The organism is Rossellomorea aquimaris (assembly GCF_001877785.1).
GTDB lineage: Bacteria > Bacillota > Bacilli > Bacillales > Bacillaceae_B > Rossellomorea > Rossellomorea aquimaris_A.
Map to the genome: position 1 here is coordinate 15,697 of NZ_MINN01000072.1, position 18,375 is coordinate 34,071.

An 18,375-nucleotide genomic window follows, 5' to 3' on the forward strand; every position below is an offset into this window, starting at 1 on the left:
GTCACTAATGAATGGCTATTTAGAGGGTATTTAAAGATTATTCGACAAGTTGCTCGAAAACAGCGGAAAGTGGCTTGAAAAATGAAAATTCGGCTCGTAAATCTGGAAAGTGGACCGTATTTTCAAAATGTGGACTGAAAAAGATGAAAAGTGGCTTGGAAACGAAAGTTTGGAAGATAAAACGGGCTCCGCGTTCTTCTCAAAATGCCTTTGAAACGAGGTTTTCAACCAGAGGTGCTAATGTTATATGGGGATATTTAAACCATCATTCATCCTTTCTAATTTGCAATAAATTTTTTTAGTAGTTTAATATCCGTGTCATGCTCGGCTACTTTCACAGCTACACTTTCGACTTTTGTTTGCTTTTCGGTATTACTGGCTACTTGCTCAGACACGTTATCTAATTTATTCATAATCATTTGTTGGCCGTTTTCAAGCCCTTCTAAGCGTTCATAAGCTACGCGTTGGCCACTTTCGAGTCTTCCCAGACGTTCATTACTTACTTGTTGACCACTCTCTACTCTTTCCAAACGTTCGTTACTTACTTGTTGACCATTCTCCACTCTTTCCAAACGTTCGTTACTTACTTGTTGACCACTCTCTACTCTTTCCAAACGTTCGTTACTTACTTGTTGACCATTCTCCACTCTTTCCAAACGTTCGTTACTTACTTGTTGACCATTCTCCACTCTTTCCAAACGTTCGTTACTTACTTGTTGACCATTCTCTACTCTTTCCAAACGTTCGTTACTTACTTGTTGACCATTCTCCACTCTTTCCAAACGTTCGTTACTTACTTGTTGACCATTCTCCACTCTTTCCAAACGTTCGTTACTTACTTGTTGACCATTCTCTACTCTTTCCAAGCGTTCATTTACAGGTTGTAGCTTTTCATCCAACAAAGTTGATAACTTTTGCATTAATTTTTTATATTCCATTTCCTCACCACCTAGTTCTATTATACCATTTATCTTTTGTGTGACACTATTAATTATGCAAATTATTGGGACAGGCTCATTGTTCTTATAAACTTTTTAAAATACCTCGGTGCCTGTCCCCGATGTTCTTAGCGAAGACTACTGCCGCCTTAGATCCTCTACCATCACCTCCACTAACGCTTCCTGATAAGCAGCTCTTTTTTCTCTCTGCATGACTTCAGCAACTTTATTTAAACCATGATCGCGAAGCTTATTCAATTGACTTAATCTTTTTTCGGTGATAACTTCTTCTGACATCGCTTCAAGATATGATCTTTCATCCATTCTCCAGAGACGAACTGATTCTGGAAATCTGCGTAATAAACGATCCGCAATAAGCATCCCTTCAGGATCAAGATCCCCTGAATAGTAAATTGTGACATCTGATAAAACTAGTAATTCAATCAATCGCCAGCCGGCAATTCGCAGTTGGCCGTGGGTACATACAATAGGAGCGTGCGGAGCCAAATCCATCAGTGTGGAAGCCACGCTTGAATTTTCCACCACCCACACTACATTGCGTTCATATGGGTAGACTTTATCAACTTTAATTAACTCTTTCAGCGGGAGATTCATGACTGTTCCCGATTCTTGTGCTGCTTTCCAAACAGGATGAACCCCCTGATCAGTCTCAGCCAATATGTTTTGACTGGTTACAAAACTCCATAAATCATCCCGTATCAATCCATAGAATCCAAGGAGGTCGTTTTCTTCTTCCGATGTTTTTCTAAAACCGCTCTCGCCCTCCTCCCTATTCATCTGATCGACAGTTAATAAATGAAGCAGCATTTTACCCAGTATCGCATTACGGTCGAATGCGTGGGGATTGCCCGTTACCTTTTGGGCAAATAAGGGAATTCGCAGGAACATTTTTTCTGCGATTAAAAATTCCCAAGTTGTTTCAAGGAAGTCAAGATAAGAAGACAATACAGCAGGGTCTTCCTTATACAAACCCCAAATCCATCTGGTGTCTGCCGACTTAGAAGAAAGCCAATCAATATACCATTCAATCTGTGGAAATCTCGCTTTCATTTCAGTTAAAAACTGCAATTCTCGTTCTTGCTCAAGTATCAGGCGATCCTTGTTCACTATCAATGACTCTTCAAAATAATCCTCCAGAAACGAAATCAGTGAATCATATTGATATCTTGTGCGCTGCAGCGATTTTTCAAATTTCAACAGCGTAATGGATTGTTTCCCTCGTAATTCTTCTACCGAAAATCCCGTCAGCCCGGAAATGGCCATCAACTCATCATCTGTAAATGATTTCAGGCTGACCGATCCCCCGATCCTGCCGAGGGACTCATATTTCTTTTTGAACAAGAGAAACAGCTTTTGAAAGGCTGTCTCCCCCTTAAATAAGCTCAAGTCGTTCATAGATCTCTTCCTCTTCCTGTTGAACTGGCTTTTTCTGAACCCCATCCCATTCATAGCGCATGACCGTTACGAAGTCTGCGTTTTTAGGACGCAGCAGATCAGCGATTGAAAGGGATGGCACCGTATCATAATCCCCCCACAATGCCTGGGAGTTCATGATATAGTTGAAGCCCAATTGCTCGATGACTTCAAACATATCCCTGATATTATTATCGTCCACACCAGCAAAGGCTTCGTCCAGTGAAATGATATACGGTGCGAAGTCTCCTGCTTCCTTATATCGTGAATAGGCAGCAGTGAAAAGCGGGATATACATGGCCATCGCCTTCTCCCCGCCAGAGAACTGGAAAAATGCATTATTCGTTAATTCTTTCTTGATTCCTTCATTCTCACGTTTATAAGAAAGGATAAAAGTAAACCATTTCCTGTAATCCAATACCTCTTTCAACACCTGATGAAGGGTCGATCCTTCATTACGGAGTGTGATCAATTCCTTGGCTTTCGCGATTCTGGATTGAAAGTGCCGGGTGATTTTGCTGAGATCATCTTCATGAAGATGTTTGCTGTCGCGTTCGAGCAAGCTGACAAGTTCCGCTGTATCCATCTCCTCTTCAGATTCCGCTGTCTGTGCTTTCCACGCAATCGAGAAGATCAGCCCCGATGAATTGTCACGCGCCGCCATGATCTTGTCCATCTGACGGACCCACTTGGCAGCCCGCTTAATTCGGCTCCTGAGGATCGTGCCGATATGATTCAGCATAATATCCTCGTACAGCTTCCGGTCCTGTTCATCAAGATTGCGATCTTGTTCTTCGTAGGTTTTGGTCAGGATATCAGCAAGATAATAAGGATTGACCTGACTGCCGTTATAAGAGAAGCGAATCTTCCGTCGATCCTTATGCGACCTGTACTCTTGCAGGAACGGTTCAAACCGCTCATCCTGTATCTCACTCATCCACTGGGGCATGTCTCTTTCGTCGGTATAACTTCCCATTCTGTACTCTGACAGCATCTGCTGCTCTTCAAAAAAAGCTTTGGTCAGCTGTTCCAGAATTTTTGGTTTTTCATTATCCGCAAGAACTTCCCCGTAAGCTGACAAGATATGTTCCGCATCCGGCACATCCACTTCCACAAACTGATGGTGGATTTCCTCCATTACGTGCTGTTTCCACAATTCGCCCATCTTTGTCCAGAACTCCAAGTCCTCTGCGTCCCTCTCCAAATTCTCATCCACCCGTTCTAATTCGGCTGATTTTTTTGGAGTGGTCTTTCGAAGCATCTCCAGCTCTAGCTTTACATCTTCATACCTGCCCTGAACACGTCTGATTTCGCACCTGATTTCTTCCACGCCTTTTAAGGTCAGCTGCTGTTCGATGGACTCGATTCCCCGAAGCAATTTATCTCTGTCACCCTGCTCCACGTTGATGTCACCTTTCAAATCATCCAGCTCTTCTTCTATTTCATGGAGCAAGGAGGATAGATCTTGAATCCGTTGACGGCTTGCTTGCAATTGAACAAGTGCATTTTCAAAATTGTTCAGATCCCCTTCATATTCCTTCATCAAACGTATTGTCTGTGTCACGCTCTCAGTGGCCAGCTCAAACGAGAAACGACTGCTGTATTCATATAGTTCCTGCTTCAATCGGCTTAGGGCCACCTGTACTTCTTTCCACTGGCGATCGGTTTGATCCAGGAGTGCCTGTTGGACGTTCCGTTTTTGTTCAAGCACTTCATACTCTTTATGGATGTCACGCAGAACCTCATCAGATGGAATCGATTGCTGCCATTCTTTCACATTACCCAGGGTCTGTGATAACCTTGAAATCTCCTGCATCACTCCGTCCCGTTCTTCTTTCAGATGCTCAAGTTCTGTTACGAGAAGTGCGATTTGCTCCTTTAAATGACGTTTTCTTGACGCCCTCCCAATGAACTTTGATGGACCTTCTTCCGGTGCATGACCTTTCAAAATCCCCATCATGTACGACCCATCTGGATCGATCACGAATGCTCCGGCTGTTTCTTCTAGCGGAATGGAACGAAGGACATCATCCACCTTTTGCATAGAAATAGCTGAGTCACCTTCCACATCCGGTTTTAGATAGTCAGCAAGCGTCTGCGTCATAAGCAGCGGCTCTGCCACCAGTACCGAATCTTCCGTCGGGGTGATCTCTTCCGCTGTAATAAGGCTGTCCAGGATCCCCGTCTGCTTAAGTACCGCTTCGATCCGGGATTTTTCCCCTTCCGTCACACCTTCCTGAAACTCCACCGCTTCATAAAACGGAACCGCCGCATTCCCTCTCCCCTTAAGATCTTCACGGTGCAGGGAAGTTCCCTCAGATCGCGTGGGTTCGATCATTTTTTGCTGTTTCAATTGTGTCATCTGCCTGTTCTTTTCTTCAATAGCATCGTCCAATTGCTGTAGATGATTTCTCTTTTCAACCATTTTGGTCCGTACCTCTTCCCGGTACTCATCCAGATTTTTGAGCAGTACCCCTTTCACTTGTTCATAGGAACACTCTTCGTAAAGCCCTTGAACAGACCGGGCCACCTGTTGGCGCTGACCATCCGTGAATAAAAGCTTATCATGCTCACTAATCCAAGTGAAAATGGCAGATTCCAACTTTTGCTGTTCTTCCGTAAACCACTCTTCGGTATGGTTCATTTGCTGCAGGATCTCATCCACTTTTTGTTTTTTCGCAGACGACTCCCGTTCAAGTTCACGGTACCTTTCCTGCTGCCGAGTTCGATCTTCAAGGAGCTTCATCGCTTCTGAAAGGACATCCTGATGAGCCGACACTTCTTTCTTCCAGACGGTAAAGTCGTACACATCTTCTCCCATCCGTTCGAAGTCGGACAGGTTGACGATGTGAGCTGGAAAATCACATTCCTCTGCCAGTTCATTCATTTCATCCAATAATTCTTCAACCTTACTTTTGGCTTTCCATTCACGTTCCTCCAAGGAACCAAGCTCTTCCTTCTTTTTCATATAATCGCGGTGCTTTCTGTCCCTTTTCTCCTCCAAGCGAATGACCGAGTCTTTTTTCCGCAATGATTCCTTTTCAAGATCTTTCTTTTTCGCTTCAAGTGACCAGACTTCATGGCGGTTCAGCTGATCCTTTTGTTTTTCAAGAAGGTCCTGCTCATCCGACAAGCTCACTTCTTTGACCTCAAGGTCTGAAATTTCCACTTTCAAATCTTCTTTGTTTTTCTGTAGTTCTTTGACCGCTTGTTCTTTCTGGACAACCTTCTTATTGGCTGATTGCCACTTTTCCGCTTGTTCAGCAAGTATATAACGGTTATAGCGATCGTACACCCGTAGCACTTTATTGATCGATTCCTTTTGCATCGCCAAGCGCTCAAGCTCCTGTTGTGCCTGATCCATGTGATCGATACTATCGGATAAATAACGGATTTCATCATCGGTCAATGGCGGCAAGGCCGATTCCAGGATTTCATAAATCACCGTTGGTTTGAAGTCTTTTGAAAGCTTGGGACTTCTCAATTGAATCAATAATTTGATTAGATCCTCATAGGCATCCGTTGATTGGAAGCCGAAGATGTGGCGATTCACAAGCTCCATGTACTCCCTTTGGGACTGGACGACCTCTCCCCCTGTCCCAATCCGATTCTTCAGTTCCTTTTCAGACATGGGAATCTTTTCACCTGAATGCTTTAGGGTGAGGGGAAAATCAATGCCAATCCTCCGATTATCCGTGATGACGAAATACCATGATTTCATCTGTTTATTCCTCTTTGCCTGCATGCCGATTCCGGTTGTCAAATATTGACCTGTACTTTTCTTTACATATTCCATAAACAGATATCCCGTCCGCTCATCACGATCGACAATCCCTTTTTCCCCAAGGAGATAGTCTTCCATCCGTCTCGCCTTTGAACCAAATGGATCCAGCCTGTCCGGGGACTTCCTCCCATCCAGCAGCACAGGAAGAAAACTCTGCATTGTAACGGACTTCCCCGATCCGTTGGCTCCGCGAAGCAGCAGCTTTCCGTCTTTAAAGTCAAAGGTCTCTTCATCGTAATACCAGAAATTCACGAGACCGGCACGGTTCAGTTGCCATTGTTCATTACTCACTCTCATCATCCTTTCCAGTAAAATCATCCGGATATTTCCCCGCAAGTATTCCAAATAAAGGCTTGATATAAATCATTGCCTCGCTCTCATCCGTCTCTGCCATCATCCAGTTTTTCATCGAAGATAGACATTCCTTCCTTATTGTCTCCACCGACGCTTCACGGAAATATTTCGACCATCCCGATTCATTCTGCACCTTCAACTCCATGATCAATTGATCGAAGTCTCCTGTTGTCAATAGTAAATCCCCTGATTCAAGGGGCGAGAATGAAGAACGTTTTTCGTACAGCAGAAATGACAACTGCAATAATACATCGGTCACCGCTTTATTGTCTGGAAAATACTCATACTTGAAATGGGGTTCCTGTGAAGACAGAAATGCCGTATTTTTAAACAACCTCAGGCGGTAATGGCTGTGTTTCTCGATATCTTCCGCCATACGATTCCGAAAGTTCCGGATATAAATAAAATCAGGATCGTTCGTCGATTTTCTATGTACGCCAGGCGAAAAGAACAGTTGTCGATAAACCCGCTTCCTCCGCTCATCTTCCTGTTGGAACTTCCAATCTTCCTGAAGGAGATCCTGCCAGCAGGTAAACTGAGTCAAGTCTTCCGGAAACGACCGGATGAAATATTTACTGTAAACCGTCGTCTCATACAGCACCTCATGTTCATCGTCATGATCAAACTTTTGGATATTCCCGTCGACTGTGCGGATTAAATGAAGGTCCGTCATTGTTTTAATCGTCCGGATAAGGGACTTCCGGTGGGTATACACCGTCCAATCGATTCCTTCTTCACCCTCATAATCATGCCTGATTTCATCTGCCAGCTCCGACAGAAGAAACTGTTCACCCACGGATTTTTCCTCAAGAAACGCCATGGCATAACAAAACAAAGCATAATCCCGCGGCTCCTGGAAAGATGAAATACCCATCCATGGCTCAGGCTCGACCGGAATTTTCTCAAGCTTGATAAAATGCTGATGGACGATTAATAAGAGACCGAATTTGTCATCAAGATATCGTCTCAATACCTTTTCCCGTTCACGGATCAATTGATACTCCTGAGGATTTTCACTCCTCAATATCCAGAACTCATGCAGCAGAAGTTCAAGCCCTTCAATCGCTTTTTCATCAAATTCAACCGTTTGTACCTGTTCCAATCGATGCCCCCCCTTTCATTTCAAATGTCACATCCGGCATCTTCAACACGCCATCTTCGGCTTGCAGGATCGTCAACCGGTCACGATGCAGGTGAACGCTAACCGTAAACCCATAATCCGTCTTAACAACCTGGTTCTTACCGGCCATCGCCTTACCGATCCAATTCAAGATCACTTTCCGAACGAACGGCTCCACCACTCCAAGCTCGGAGATGATCATTTTTTGATTCGTGAACAGGGTTTCAATAATCGTCCTCTCCTGTTCCTTTTCAGCAAGATACTCCTCTATCAAAGCTTTTTTCTTTTCCTGATTCGACACCATCGCCCCGGGCTTCGTTTTTTCCTTATACGACCTGATACGCGGTTTGATTGGAAGGATGATTGGTTCTTCATCCCAAATATCACTGTGGATATTTTCTGTTGTATCTTCTTCAATTTTCAAATGCCTGATCGTTATTGACCCAAAGACCACCGCCGATAATTGATGTGCCTCTTCCATCGTCCGGCTTTCGCTGAAGAGCCCGGCCAAATGAAGATAATCTTTCTTTCGGCTTTGATGACTGTGATGCCGCTCGCTCATGCGCTGCACATAACGGGTGATCCGCCTGATCATTTCATTTGTCTGCAGCTGCAGCATCTCGAGTTCGCTCGATTGGCTGTCGTTCCCGATGAACCACGACCTCATCACCCGCCAGAAATCGTGAAACTCCTGATACCAATCCATCACCGTCTCATCACTGATTTCCTCAAGTCTTGGTATCTGCCTTCTGTACTCTGCAAGCTTATCAAAGAATGGAGACACAATCTTTTGATCCATCCGCTCAAGCTGATCCGAAATCTGGAAGGATGTTTTCTGCAGCGACACAATAAAATCCCTTAAATAGGTCGTAAATTGATTCTTATACACGAGGAATGCCTCACTCTGCATACGCTGCTCCGTTTGTTCACTGTTGATATACGCAATATAATCCGCCGTGTTCGTCCGGATCGTGCGGAAATATTGCAGAAGGTCTTCCCATAGGAGCATGTACGTCTCCGAAGATCCCAACAGACCCTTTTTCAACTCATGATCCAACTTGTTAACGGATTCAAGCAATCTGTCAAACTGGGACTTCTCCAGAGAACCACCGAAACTCTCTCCGCTCTTCTTCTCAAGAGTCGCCACCATTCTCTCAATCTCAATCGTATAAGGCGTCGACTGATAGCGGAAACGCTTCTTCTTATACTCTTCGATCGTCTTCGCGATCGTCATATCCTGCCTGGCGTTTAAATTCTTCCACTTCACCAGCTGAGCAAGCTGGACAAGAAGCTGCTCCTCCTCATAATGCTCGTAATGAGGGAGGGATCTCATATAATCCAGTACCTCTTCAGGTGAAATGAAGTCCCGCATCCGTTCATGCTGCAAGTAAAAGTATCGTAGAATCGTTCGGTATTCAGCCGCATTCTCCGCAGTCAGATAACTCGCTTCGATAAGCTTTTTCATCGGTCCTTGCATGTTCCATGCACCTCTTTTCATGGCCATCATTCTTGCCTCAATTATGTATGTATATGAAATAATTATAACAGTTGAGGGAGCCGGCGGTAACCGGAAACCACGGAGACAGGTACCCCGGTACTTTTTTAGATAAGAAGCCTCGATATCTGTCCCTGCAGATTGTCGCGGCTCACACAGCTTCCTGATTCAATAACATCCATTCAAAGATTATTCGACAAGATGCATGAAAACAAAGGGAAGTGGAATGAAAAATAAAAATCTCGCACGTAAATCTGGAAAGTGGAATGTATTTGCAGAATGTGGCACGAAAAAGATGAAAAGTGGATCGAAAACGTGAGTTGAAACAGAAACCAGCTCCTCATTCATCTAAAAATCCCTTAGCACCGGGGTTTTCAAACATGAGTTCCACCCCCCATACATAAATTTACTGATTTTTCTTCCATCTATGCAAAAAAATGTGCAAAATCCAGCACAAATACAAACTGGACAGGCATCCGTTTTCGTTTTTAACCAAACAAAAAACCGCAGGACCTGTCCGAGACCACTGAAAAAGTCGCTTTTTTATCGGCTGCTATCCACATAATTTTACATTTTGATTAACAATCACGAAAAAGTTCAAGAAAATGGAATTGAATATAGGAAAAACACCCTTTTTAGAGGATAGTATTGCTGCTATCCTCTTTAAATTTACCGCTAACGCGGTCAGTTTTGCTTGTAAGGTCATGCTTTTGAGGCCGTACCCCTTGGCACGACCTAACCCATGAAAATTCTTCATCTCGCCATTTTTTCCTTCTTGGCGAGCTCTTTTCCTGTATTCCTCTTTAAACTCTTCTTTCTTTTGTTCCTGGCTATAGCCATAAAATTCAGGAGTGTTGATACCTACTACCAGGACTTTACCTATAGCTGTGCCGGAAACACACGTATCCCTAACGGGACAATGACGGCACTTTTCCTTTTCAAAATAATACCGATAGCCTTCTCTGTCCTTTGATTTTCTAAGACTCTTTCGTGTCGTAGAGTTTCCTTGAGAACAGAACCATTCATCTGAATCTTTGTTGTAACTGTACAGATCTTCTTTAATTCTATAAGCCATTTCACTTACGGGTATGTATGCCTTCGCTTTTGCTTCGTTAATTTTGTCGAGAATTGGTTTTCTGAAATAAGCTTTATCCCCAAGGATTTTTTCAATTTTTATGCCGGATTTTTGAGTTAACTCTAATAAATCATTAAACTTACTTCCATCGACATAAGCTCCATTGTCCACATGAACAGCCGTAATAATCTGCTCATCCGTAGTGATCATATATTCCATTTTGTAACCAAAGAAATGGGCAGTCTTACTTTTATGTCCTACTCGGGCATCTTGATCCACAATGGAACGGACCCCTTTTTGTTCCATGAATTTAGGGTCATTGAGAATGCCCTTCGCGTTTTCAAGTAATTCACTTACTTTTGGAGTTTGGGTCAAGACGACTGCTTTTTCCACTTGATCAATGGTATCTTCAAGATAAGATTTCATTGTAGATTTTGCTTCTTTATGATTCTCTATTTCTTTATAGTTTGGAATATCTTGATTGATTTCCTCCGGAACTTCGCCATATTCAACCTCTATCGTTTTGAATATTTTTTTGGCGAGTCTCTTCATGACTCTTTCAGCCGTGCATTTGAATGTATTCGCTTCTGTATGAGTAGAATCAATGCTTAGACCAGTTCCTTCAAGGATTCCTTTTTCTACACACTGCCTGACGACTTCGATGATTACTTCATCAACCGTAAGGTTTCCTTCTAATTTCTTCTTTCGAAACTTAGTTAGAAGACTTGAATGGGGCAATTCATCTTCTGGGTTAATCCCCAGAAAGTACATGTAGGCAAGGTTTAATGATGCATCCAATACCACTCGTTCATCAGATAAATTATATAAATTCTGTAGAACTAAGAGTTTGACCATAAGCTCTGGTTCTTTGGCTGGTCTTCCATAATACTTACAATAAATGTTCTCGAGTGCTTTATTGATAAAACTAAAGTCCACTTCATCCTTGAGTAATTTTAGTTTATGATTTTCGGGGATTTTATTGTATAATACGGAGTAGATGCTTAACTGCATGTCTTTATCTTTAAGCATAAAAGAAAACCTTCCTTCTTGGTTATTTTGTTGTTTTGGTCGATAACAATTATACCAAATTAGGAAGGTTTTCTTTTTGTTTTTTACTTTTTACAATTTTTAGGAGTTGTTTTTCAGTGGTCTCGGACCTGTCCCCGCGGTTCTTCTAACAACAATCAACCCCTCACCTCGGCAAATAAAAATAATCCCCCATCTCACTATAATTACCCGCCAGCCTTCCAAGCGGCTGCAATCTATCCAAGTTAATCTTATAGTTTCCTAAATAATATTCTTCATCAATATGGTATCTCAGCATCCGGCCTATGATTAAGTGGTCACTTCCAAGCTTGATGATCTGCTCAAGCCTGCACTCCATTTGGATCGGTGCTTCTTTTACTCGTTTCGGCCTCACCACGACACTGTCAACCGCCGTTACCCCCGCCGCTTCGAACTCATTGACGCTGCTCGGGAGGTTTTCCGCGCTTTTCTGCATCTTATTCCCAAGAAATGCGGGCACGACATTAATCACGAATTCTTTTTGCCCCCGGATATTTACAAGCGTATCCTTCTCCGTACCCTCCCTCTCTCCCACACCAGGTCCGACTGAAATCGAGAGCATAGGCGGATTCCTCGAGGCCACCGAAAAAAAGCTGAATGGTGCGAGATTCATATCACCCGATTCGGATATTGTGGATACCCATGCGATAGGCCTCGGCACAACCGATCCGCTCAACAGCTTATAGACTTGTTTTTCTTCCAATTCTTCAGGATTAAATTCCACAATTCCCATCACCTTTCATGCACAATGTGCAATCTGAAACCTGCACCTAATATGCCGCTTTCTTTTTTAACTCCAAAATCAATAATAGCAGTAACAAAAATACAACAATCATCACGCCGACAATCATAAGCCATCCAGCCGTAAAACTTCCGAACGAATCGACGATGAAGCCAAACAGCGGCGGCAATGTGATAACACCCAATGACCCAAGTGTGATACTAAATCCGCTGGACAGCCCGGAAAACCTGACATCCACTACCTCACTTGCCACATTCATCCAGAGCGCATTAAAACCGGATATGGCAAATCCAAACACCATCGTGATCGGGATCATCATCAGAAATGTGGTAAAGGAAGGCAGGAAAGCCAGGGTCAGACTCGCCACCCCGGCTATTCCCGAAATGATCATCAGCACAATGACACGTTTCCCTTTAAACAGCCGGTCACTTATAAGCCCCCAGACAATCCGGCCGATCGATCCGCAAATCTCTGAAATGACTAGAAGTACACCGGATAAAAAGAGCGAGATATGCAAGTATTCATAACAGTAGATGACAATATAGGTGACCAGGCACAGCTGGGATCCGCTCAATCCCATCGCGCTGATACTTACAATCATCAGAGGTTTATTCGTGAGCATATGTTTCATTGAATAAACAAAACGGCTCTTCCCCTGACTATTCGTTTCCCTAACTGAATCATGATAAAGGGTAAAAGTAACCACTCCGCCAATAATCAGCACAAGACACGCTATGGCAACTACATGCCTCCACCCATAAACCGATGCCAAAGGCAGAAGAACCAGCCCTGCAAGAGCTGATCCTGTGGTAATGCCTGTCTGCTTGATTCCCATCGCAAATCCGCGTTGGGTCTTCTGGAACCAGTGAATGATCCCTCTGTTTGTTACCGGGTGCATCGCCCCGTACCCCAATCCTCCAATGGCAACGAGGAGGAGGACGAACCCGAATTGATGGGAGAATGTCATGAGAATGAAGCTGCCGCCTACACATAATGAGATAACAAGCAGCAATTTTTTTGAACCGGTTTGATCGACGACAAATCCTACTGGAATGGAGGCAAGTCCCTGACCCAGAAAGAGGGCAGCAGGCAGCATGCCGATTTGAGATTTAGTCAGCTCGAGGTCTTCCCCAATCAGGACACCCAGCGGCCCAACACTTCTTCCGATAAAAGCCACCAGTAATTGTGCGAGGAGCAGGCATGCCAGCATCCTCCAAGGTTCCCGGTAAACTTCCCTTTTCATCTGTTGATGAACTGTATTCATAGCCCTACTATGCTTTCATTTTTAAAGACATCGGTTCATCCTCAATCACCGAGCTCTTTTTAGAAACGGGAACGAGTAGGGATCCTGCTACACAAATCAGGAAGTTAAGGGCCAATCCAACGACTCCCCCGTGGATTCCGTACACAGTTTTGTGTCCCGTAAAAGTCAGGAACCCTGCAAGTAGTGCACCAATCAGCATCCCCCAGAATACAGAGTGCTTGTCCAGACGCTTCCAGTAAAGTCCCAGGACGAACGCTGGGAAGACCTGAACCAATAATTCGAATTTCAAGACAAAGATTTCATACAGTGTCCCAGGAGGATTCCAGGCAATCCACAAGAGTAGGAAAACAGCGATGATGCCTCCGATTTTTCCGACCATTACCTTTTTATGCTCAGAGGCACCCGGGTTGATGAACTTACCATATACATCATTTGACAGCATGGAAGAGAAACTGAGCAATACAGAATCGGCAGTCGAAACGATGGCGGCCACAATCCCTCCGAAGAAGATGATCATCATCCAATAGAAGAATGGATTGATCGCCGCGATATCATTCGCCATGAATCCAACGATTTGTTCGGATCCCCTTGTGTCAAGACCCGGGTACAGCATAATGGCGATGATCCCAATGACGAAAACCAAGCCTGTAGTGATAGGCGGCATCCAAGCCATACGGGAGAATGATTTCTTCAATGTCTTCTCACTTTGAGCGGAATAAATTCTCTGAACTGCATGAGGATAGATACTGGCACCAAGCCCTACAAGCAGCAGCATGCTAAACCAGTTAATCGACACATCCATTGGTGGAACCGCGGTTTTGGCAGGTTCCATTTCATTGATGTAGCGGGTTACATCCGCAAAGTTTCCTCCGACCAGGTATAATCCCCCGATCAGGAATACGATGATCCCAACCATCAGGACCAACCCCTGCATGACATCCGTGAATGCGACCGCTTTCATCCCGCCCATCCACTCATATGCGAGCATGACGAAAATGAAGACAAGTACCGCAACCTGATAAGGAACCGTCCCGCCAGTCATGCCTGATACGGCTTGTCCGATGGCTACCAGCTGCTCTAATAAATAGTTGCCGAGTCCCCAAAGCATGAGGAAAATGCTGAGAAGTGTGACTGCTTTGGATTTAAAACGGTGCTCGATCCAATCTGTCGGTGTGACAAAGTTCTTCCGTTTCGCTATGACATAGAGCCTCGGAGCGAATAACAGATAAATACCGATAATGATGGTCATGAATGAAATAGACTGAAGCCAGGAAAAGCCTGTCCGATAGGCAGAGGGCGCATAGCCTACAATGGTATTCCCGCTGTACTGAGTGGCATACAGTGTGAAAAATAAGGCTATGAATCCCAAGTTCCTTCCAGCTAGATAATATCCGGACAAACTGTGATGCAGATCCTTTTCCCCTCTTCCGGAAAAATACCCAATGACGAGCATGATAACAGCAAATGCCGTCAGGATGATAATGCCATCCATTCCTGCAAACGTTAAATCCATGTTTTATTCTCCCCCTTTCATCTGCTCTTCTTCATCCTCTACGATGTTCCATTGCGTGACACACAGCCAACTCAGGTAACCGCACAGCAGGATCGAAAAGACGGTAGAAATAAAAGCCCATAACGGAAATCCAAGGATGAACGGTTCAACTGCACTGGATGGAAAATACCAAGGGACAATTGCAAGCACAAGCAACAATAAACCTATCCAGATCCACACTTTACGGATCGGTTCCTTGATTTGATTCTGTTTCATGATTTTCCTCCTATCACATTTTTAACTCAACAACTCTTTACGACTAAGATTTGAGGCTATAATGGATGCTGTGATGTTTTTCAAAGGAGTCAATAATTTCTTCATTTTCCAAAGTAGAATCGATCTCGTCCAGTCCCTTTAACAGCAATTCCTTACGGTAAGGTTCCACGGTCAAATGACTGTTGAAGCCTCTGTCATCCGATACGGTCTGCTTCATAAGGTCCACGTTCAGTTTGTAACCAGGCGTGTGCTTGGAATTCCTGAAAAGAACCTCGACCTCCCTTTCCTCCAGAACAATCGGCAGCAAACCATTCTTAAAGCAGTTATTGTAAAAGATGTCTGCAAAGGAAGGCGCAATAATTACGCGTATACCGAAATCAGCGAGCGCCCATGGAGCATGTTCCCTTGAAGAGCCGCAGCCAAAGTTCTTTCCGGTTAATAAAATAGGCCCATCACGGTAGATTTCCTGATTCAGAACGAAGTCCTCTTTCTCTTGTCCATTTTCATACCGCCAGTCATAGAAAAGAAATTCCCCGAAGCCTGTCCTGTTTATTCGCTTAAGAAACTGCTTCGGAAGGATGGCATCCGTATCCACATTGATCGCATCAAGCGGAATCACTTTCCCTGTCAGCTCAGTGAAAGCTTCTGTCATGGTCGCGCCCCCTCCCTTGACTGAGATTCCCATTTCCGCACATCTGTAAAATGCCCCATGATCGCGGCAGCTGCCGCCATTTCAGGACTCACCAAATGTGTCCGGGCATTTCTTCCCTGTCTGCCTTCAAAATTACGATTGGACGTCGATGCACACCGTTCACCCGGCAGCACAATATCGTCGTTCATCCCCAGGCACATACTGCAACCTGATTCACGCCATTCAAAACCCGCTTCTGTAAAAATGGAATCAATCCCCTCTCTTTCAGCTTGATGTTTCACTTGTTGAGATCCAGGCACGACTAATGCCGTCACGGAATCAGCCACTTGATATCCCTTTACAATGCCGGCAGCTTTCCGGAGATCTTCTATCCGGCTGTTGGTACACGACCCGATAAACACTTTATCGATTGGAATGAAATTCATCGGTGTTCCCGGTATCACCCCCATATACTTCATGGAATTCTCTGCAGCTTTCCGCTGCTCTTCTGGCAGCTCATTTAATGAAGGAACAAGTGAATCGATCCCAGTGACCTGGCCGGGATTGGTCCCCCATGTCACCTAGGGAACGACTTCAGATGCGTCCACTTCAATCGACAAGTCAAAAACCGCATCACTATCCGTATAAAGCTCTTTCCATTCTGTAAGAGCCTGCTCCCACTCTCCATCCACCGGCGCATATTTCTTTCCTTTCAGATAATCGAACGTCTTTTGATCCGGCTGAATGAGTCCTGCTCTCCCTCCCATTTCAATCGACATATTGCAAACCGTCATTCTCTCTTCCATTGAAAGACTGCGGATCGCCTCACCCCGATATTCGATCACATGTCCAGTGGCAAAATCATGACCGAACTTCCCGATGATCGTGAGGATGAGATCCTTCGCAGTCGTGCCAGCCGGAAGGGAACCGCTTACATTTATTTCGAGCGTTTTGGACTTGTACTGCTTCAACGTCTGAGTTGCCAATACATGCTCGACTTCACTCGTCCCAATTCCGAAGGCAAGCGCCCCGAACGCACCGTGAGTGGACGTATGGCTGTCTCCGCACACAATCGTCTGACCGGGCTGGGTCAATCCAAGTTCAGGTGCAATGACATGGACAATCCCCTGAAATTCACTTTCTAAATCGAAAAGCTCGATTCCAAACTGTTTGCAGTTTTCTGCCAGCGCCTCCACCTGCTCCTTCGCAAGTTTATCTTGAAAAGGGGCGGATCGGTTCCTCGTGGGTATCGCATGATCCATCGTCGCAAGTGTCAAATCCGGCTTCCGAACATACCGCTTCTTCATCCTCAACCCTTCGAAGGCTTGGGGAGAGGTCACTTCATTCACCAAATGAAAATCGATGTATAAGAGAGAAGGCAGCCCCTCTTCTTCCCGTACGACATGATTGTCCCAAATCTTTTCATATAACGATTTAGCCACCATTTTCCCCCCTATACGATATTCTCATTCTCCAACTCTCTTAATTGTTCTTCCTGAAGTCCTAACAGCTCGATATAAATCTCTTCATTGTGCTTGCCCATCCGTTCTGCACCAGGTTCTTTGACCTTCCCCGGTGTACGGCTCAGCTTTGGTACAACGCCCGGCATCGGGAACTCACCCAGCTCCGGGTGCTTGACGTTGATGATCATTTCCCTTTCCTTATAGTGAGGGTCCTCCAGGATTTCCTTGGCTGTGTAAATCAATCCTGACGGAACGCCTTTCTCTTCTAAAATATGCAGGGCATCCTTCGCATTGAGCGATTTGGTCCACTCCTCGATTAAAGAATCCAAAAGTTTCATATTTTCTCCTCTGGCGTGATGGGTTGCAAATCTTGGATCCTCACTGAGTTCCGGCTGCCCCATTGCCTCGCATAAGCGTTTAAACACCCCGTCGGCATTTGCCCCGATCACGATATAAGTCTTATCCAATGTAAAATAAATATTGGACGGCGCAACACCGGGCAGGATATTCCCCATCCTCTCCCTTATGTAACCAGCCAGCATGTAATCCGGGATCAGGCTTTCCATGATGGAAAAGACAGATTCATAGAGGGCCGTATCCACCACTTGCCCCTTCCCTGATTTCGTTCGTTCATGGACAGCCACGAGACACCCGATCGTAGCAAATAAAGCTGTAAGAGTATCCCCTACAGAGACCCCTATCCTTGATGGCGGACGATCTTTGAATCCTGTCACATTCCTCAGGCCACCCATTGCTTCCCCGACACTTCCGAACCCGGCACGGTCCTTATAAGGGCCTGTCTGGCCGAACCCGGACGTTCTGACCATGATCAATTTCGGGTTGATTTCAGACAGGGTTTCATAAGAGAGATTCCATTTCTCCATCGTCCCAGGTCTGAAATTTTCGATGACGATATCCGCTTCTTTGACGAGTTCTTTTAAAAGATTTTGGCCTTTTTCTTCGCGCAGATTCAAAGTGATCGATTTTTTATTCCTGGACTGGATCGGCCACCAGAGACCGACTCCATCCTTTGATTTCCCCCAATTTCTCATCGGGTCGGCTTTCCCCGGCGGTTCCACTTTGATGACCTCGGCACCAAAGTCAGCTAGCAGCCTTCCGGTGAAAGGTCCTGCCAGCAATGTTCCAAGTTCTATGACACGTAAACCTTCTAAAGGTAGCGTATGTTCTGCCAATTCCATCCCTCCTGTTTGAATTTTCTTAATCTTGTATACAAATTTAAAC

Annotated in this window: 12 protein-coding genes and 1 pseudogene; all 13 read right to left on the reverse strand. The window is 44.7% G+C overall.

Features of this window, described 5'->3' with window-relative positions; genetic code table 11:
* Window positions 1-278: 278 nt before the first annotated feature.
* Entirely contained in the window at window positions 279-938 is a 660-nt protein-coding gene (locus BHE18_RS03460) for a hypothetical protein (protein WP_071617251.1), read from the reverse strand.
* A 138-nt stretch (window positions 939-1,076) separates the two neighbouring features.
* Complete coding sequence (locus BHE18_RS03465; RefSeq protein WP_071617252.1) at window positions 1,077-2,354, reverse strand: TIGR02679 domain-containing protein; 1,278 nt, start codon at window positions 2,352-2,354, stop codon at window positions 1,077-1,079.
* A complete protein-coding gene (locus BHE18_RS03470; protein ID WP_083573603.1) occupies window positions 2,332-6,447 on the reverse strand; it encodes a TIGR02680 family protein in 4,116 nt (1,371 codons plus the stop codon). Before BHE18_RS03470 ends, BHE18_RS03465 begins: the two co-directional genes overlap by 23 nt.
* Entirely contained in the window at window positions 6,440-7,612 is a 1,173-nt protein-coding gene (locus BHE18_RS03475) for a TIGR02678 family protein (protein WP_071617253.1), read from the reverse strand. Before BHE18_RS03475 ends, BHE18_RS03470 begins: the two co-directional genes overlap by 8 nt.
* Window positions 7,590-9,107, reverse strand: a complete 1,518-nt coding sequence (locus tag BHE18_RS03480) for a TIGR02677 family protein (RefSeq protein ID WP_071617278.1) — start codon at window positions 9,105-9,107, stop codon at window positions 7,590-7,592. Before BHE18_RS03480 ends, BHE18_RS03475 begins: the two co-directional genes overlap by 23 nt.
* A 571-nt stretch (window positions 9,108-9,678) precedes the next feature.
* Window positions 9,679-11,229 carry an IS1182 family transposase gene (locus tag BHE18_RS03485; protein WP_071617254.1) on the reverse strand — a complete coding sequence of 517 codons (1,551 nt, stop codon included), beginning with the start codon at window positions 11,227-11,229 and terminating at the stop codon, window positions 9,679-9,681.
* Window positions 11,230-11,392: 163 nt separating this feature from the next.
* Window positions 11,393-11,998: a flavin reductase family protein gene (locus BHE18_RS03490; RefSeq protein WP_328585868.1), complete on the reverse strand. Its 606-nt coding sequence runs from the start codon at window positions 11,996-11,998 to the stop codon at window positions 11,393-11,395.
* Between the two features lie 37 nt (window positions 11,999-12,035).
* Window positions 12,036-13,271 (reverse strand): MFS transporter, encoded by a 1,236-nt coding sequence (locus BHE18_RS03495; protein WP_071617256.1) that lies wholly within the window; start codon window positions 13,269-13,271, stop codon window positions 12,036-12,038.
* Window positions 13,272-13,278: 7 nt separating this feature from the next.
* A complete protein-coding gene (locus tag BHE18_RS03500; protein ID WP_071617257.1) occupies window positions 13,279-14,784 on the reverse strand; it encodes a sodium:solute symporter family protein in 1,506 nt (501 codons plus the stop codon).
* 3 nt (window positions 14,785-14,787) lie between these two features.
* Window positions 14,788-15,039, reverse strand: a complete 252-nt coding sequence (locus BHE18_RS03505) for a hypothetical protein (protein ID WP_071617258.1) — start codon at window positions 15,037-15,039, stop codon at window positions 14,788-14,790.
* 43 nt (window positions 15,040-15,082) lie between these two features.
* On the reverse strand, window positions 15,083-15,691 hold the full coding sequence (leuD, locus tag BHE18_RS03510) for a 3-isopropylmalate dehydratase small subunit (RefSeq protein ID WP_071617259.1): 609 nt from the start codon (window positions 15,689-15,691) through the stop codon (window positions 15,083-15,085).
* Window positions 15,688-17,115, reverse strand: a pseudogene (leuC, locus tag BHE18_RS03515) (3-isopropylmalate dehydratase large subunit). The gene leuD and the pseudogene leuC overlap by 4 nt, the downstream one beginning before the upstream one ends.
* 8 nt (window positions 17,116-17,123) lie before the next feature.
* Window positions 17,124-18,326 (reverse strand): CoA transferase, encoded by a 1,203-nt coding sequence (locus tag BHE18_RS03520; RefSeq protein WP_083573602.1) that lies wholly within the window; start codon window positions 18,324-18,326, stop codon window positions 17,124-17,126.
* Between the last annotated feature and the right edge of the window lie 49 nt (window positions 18,327-18,375).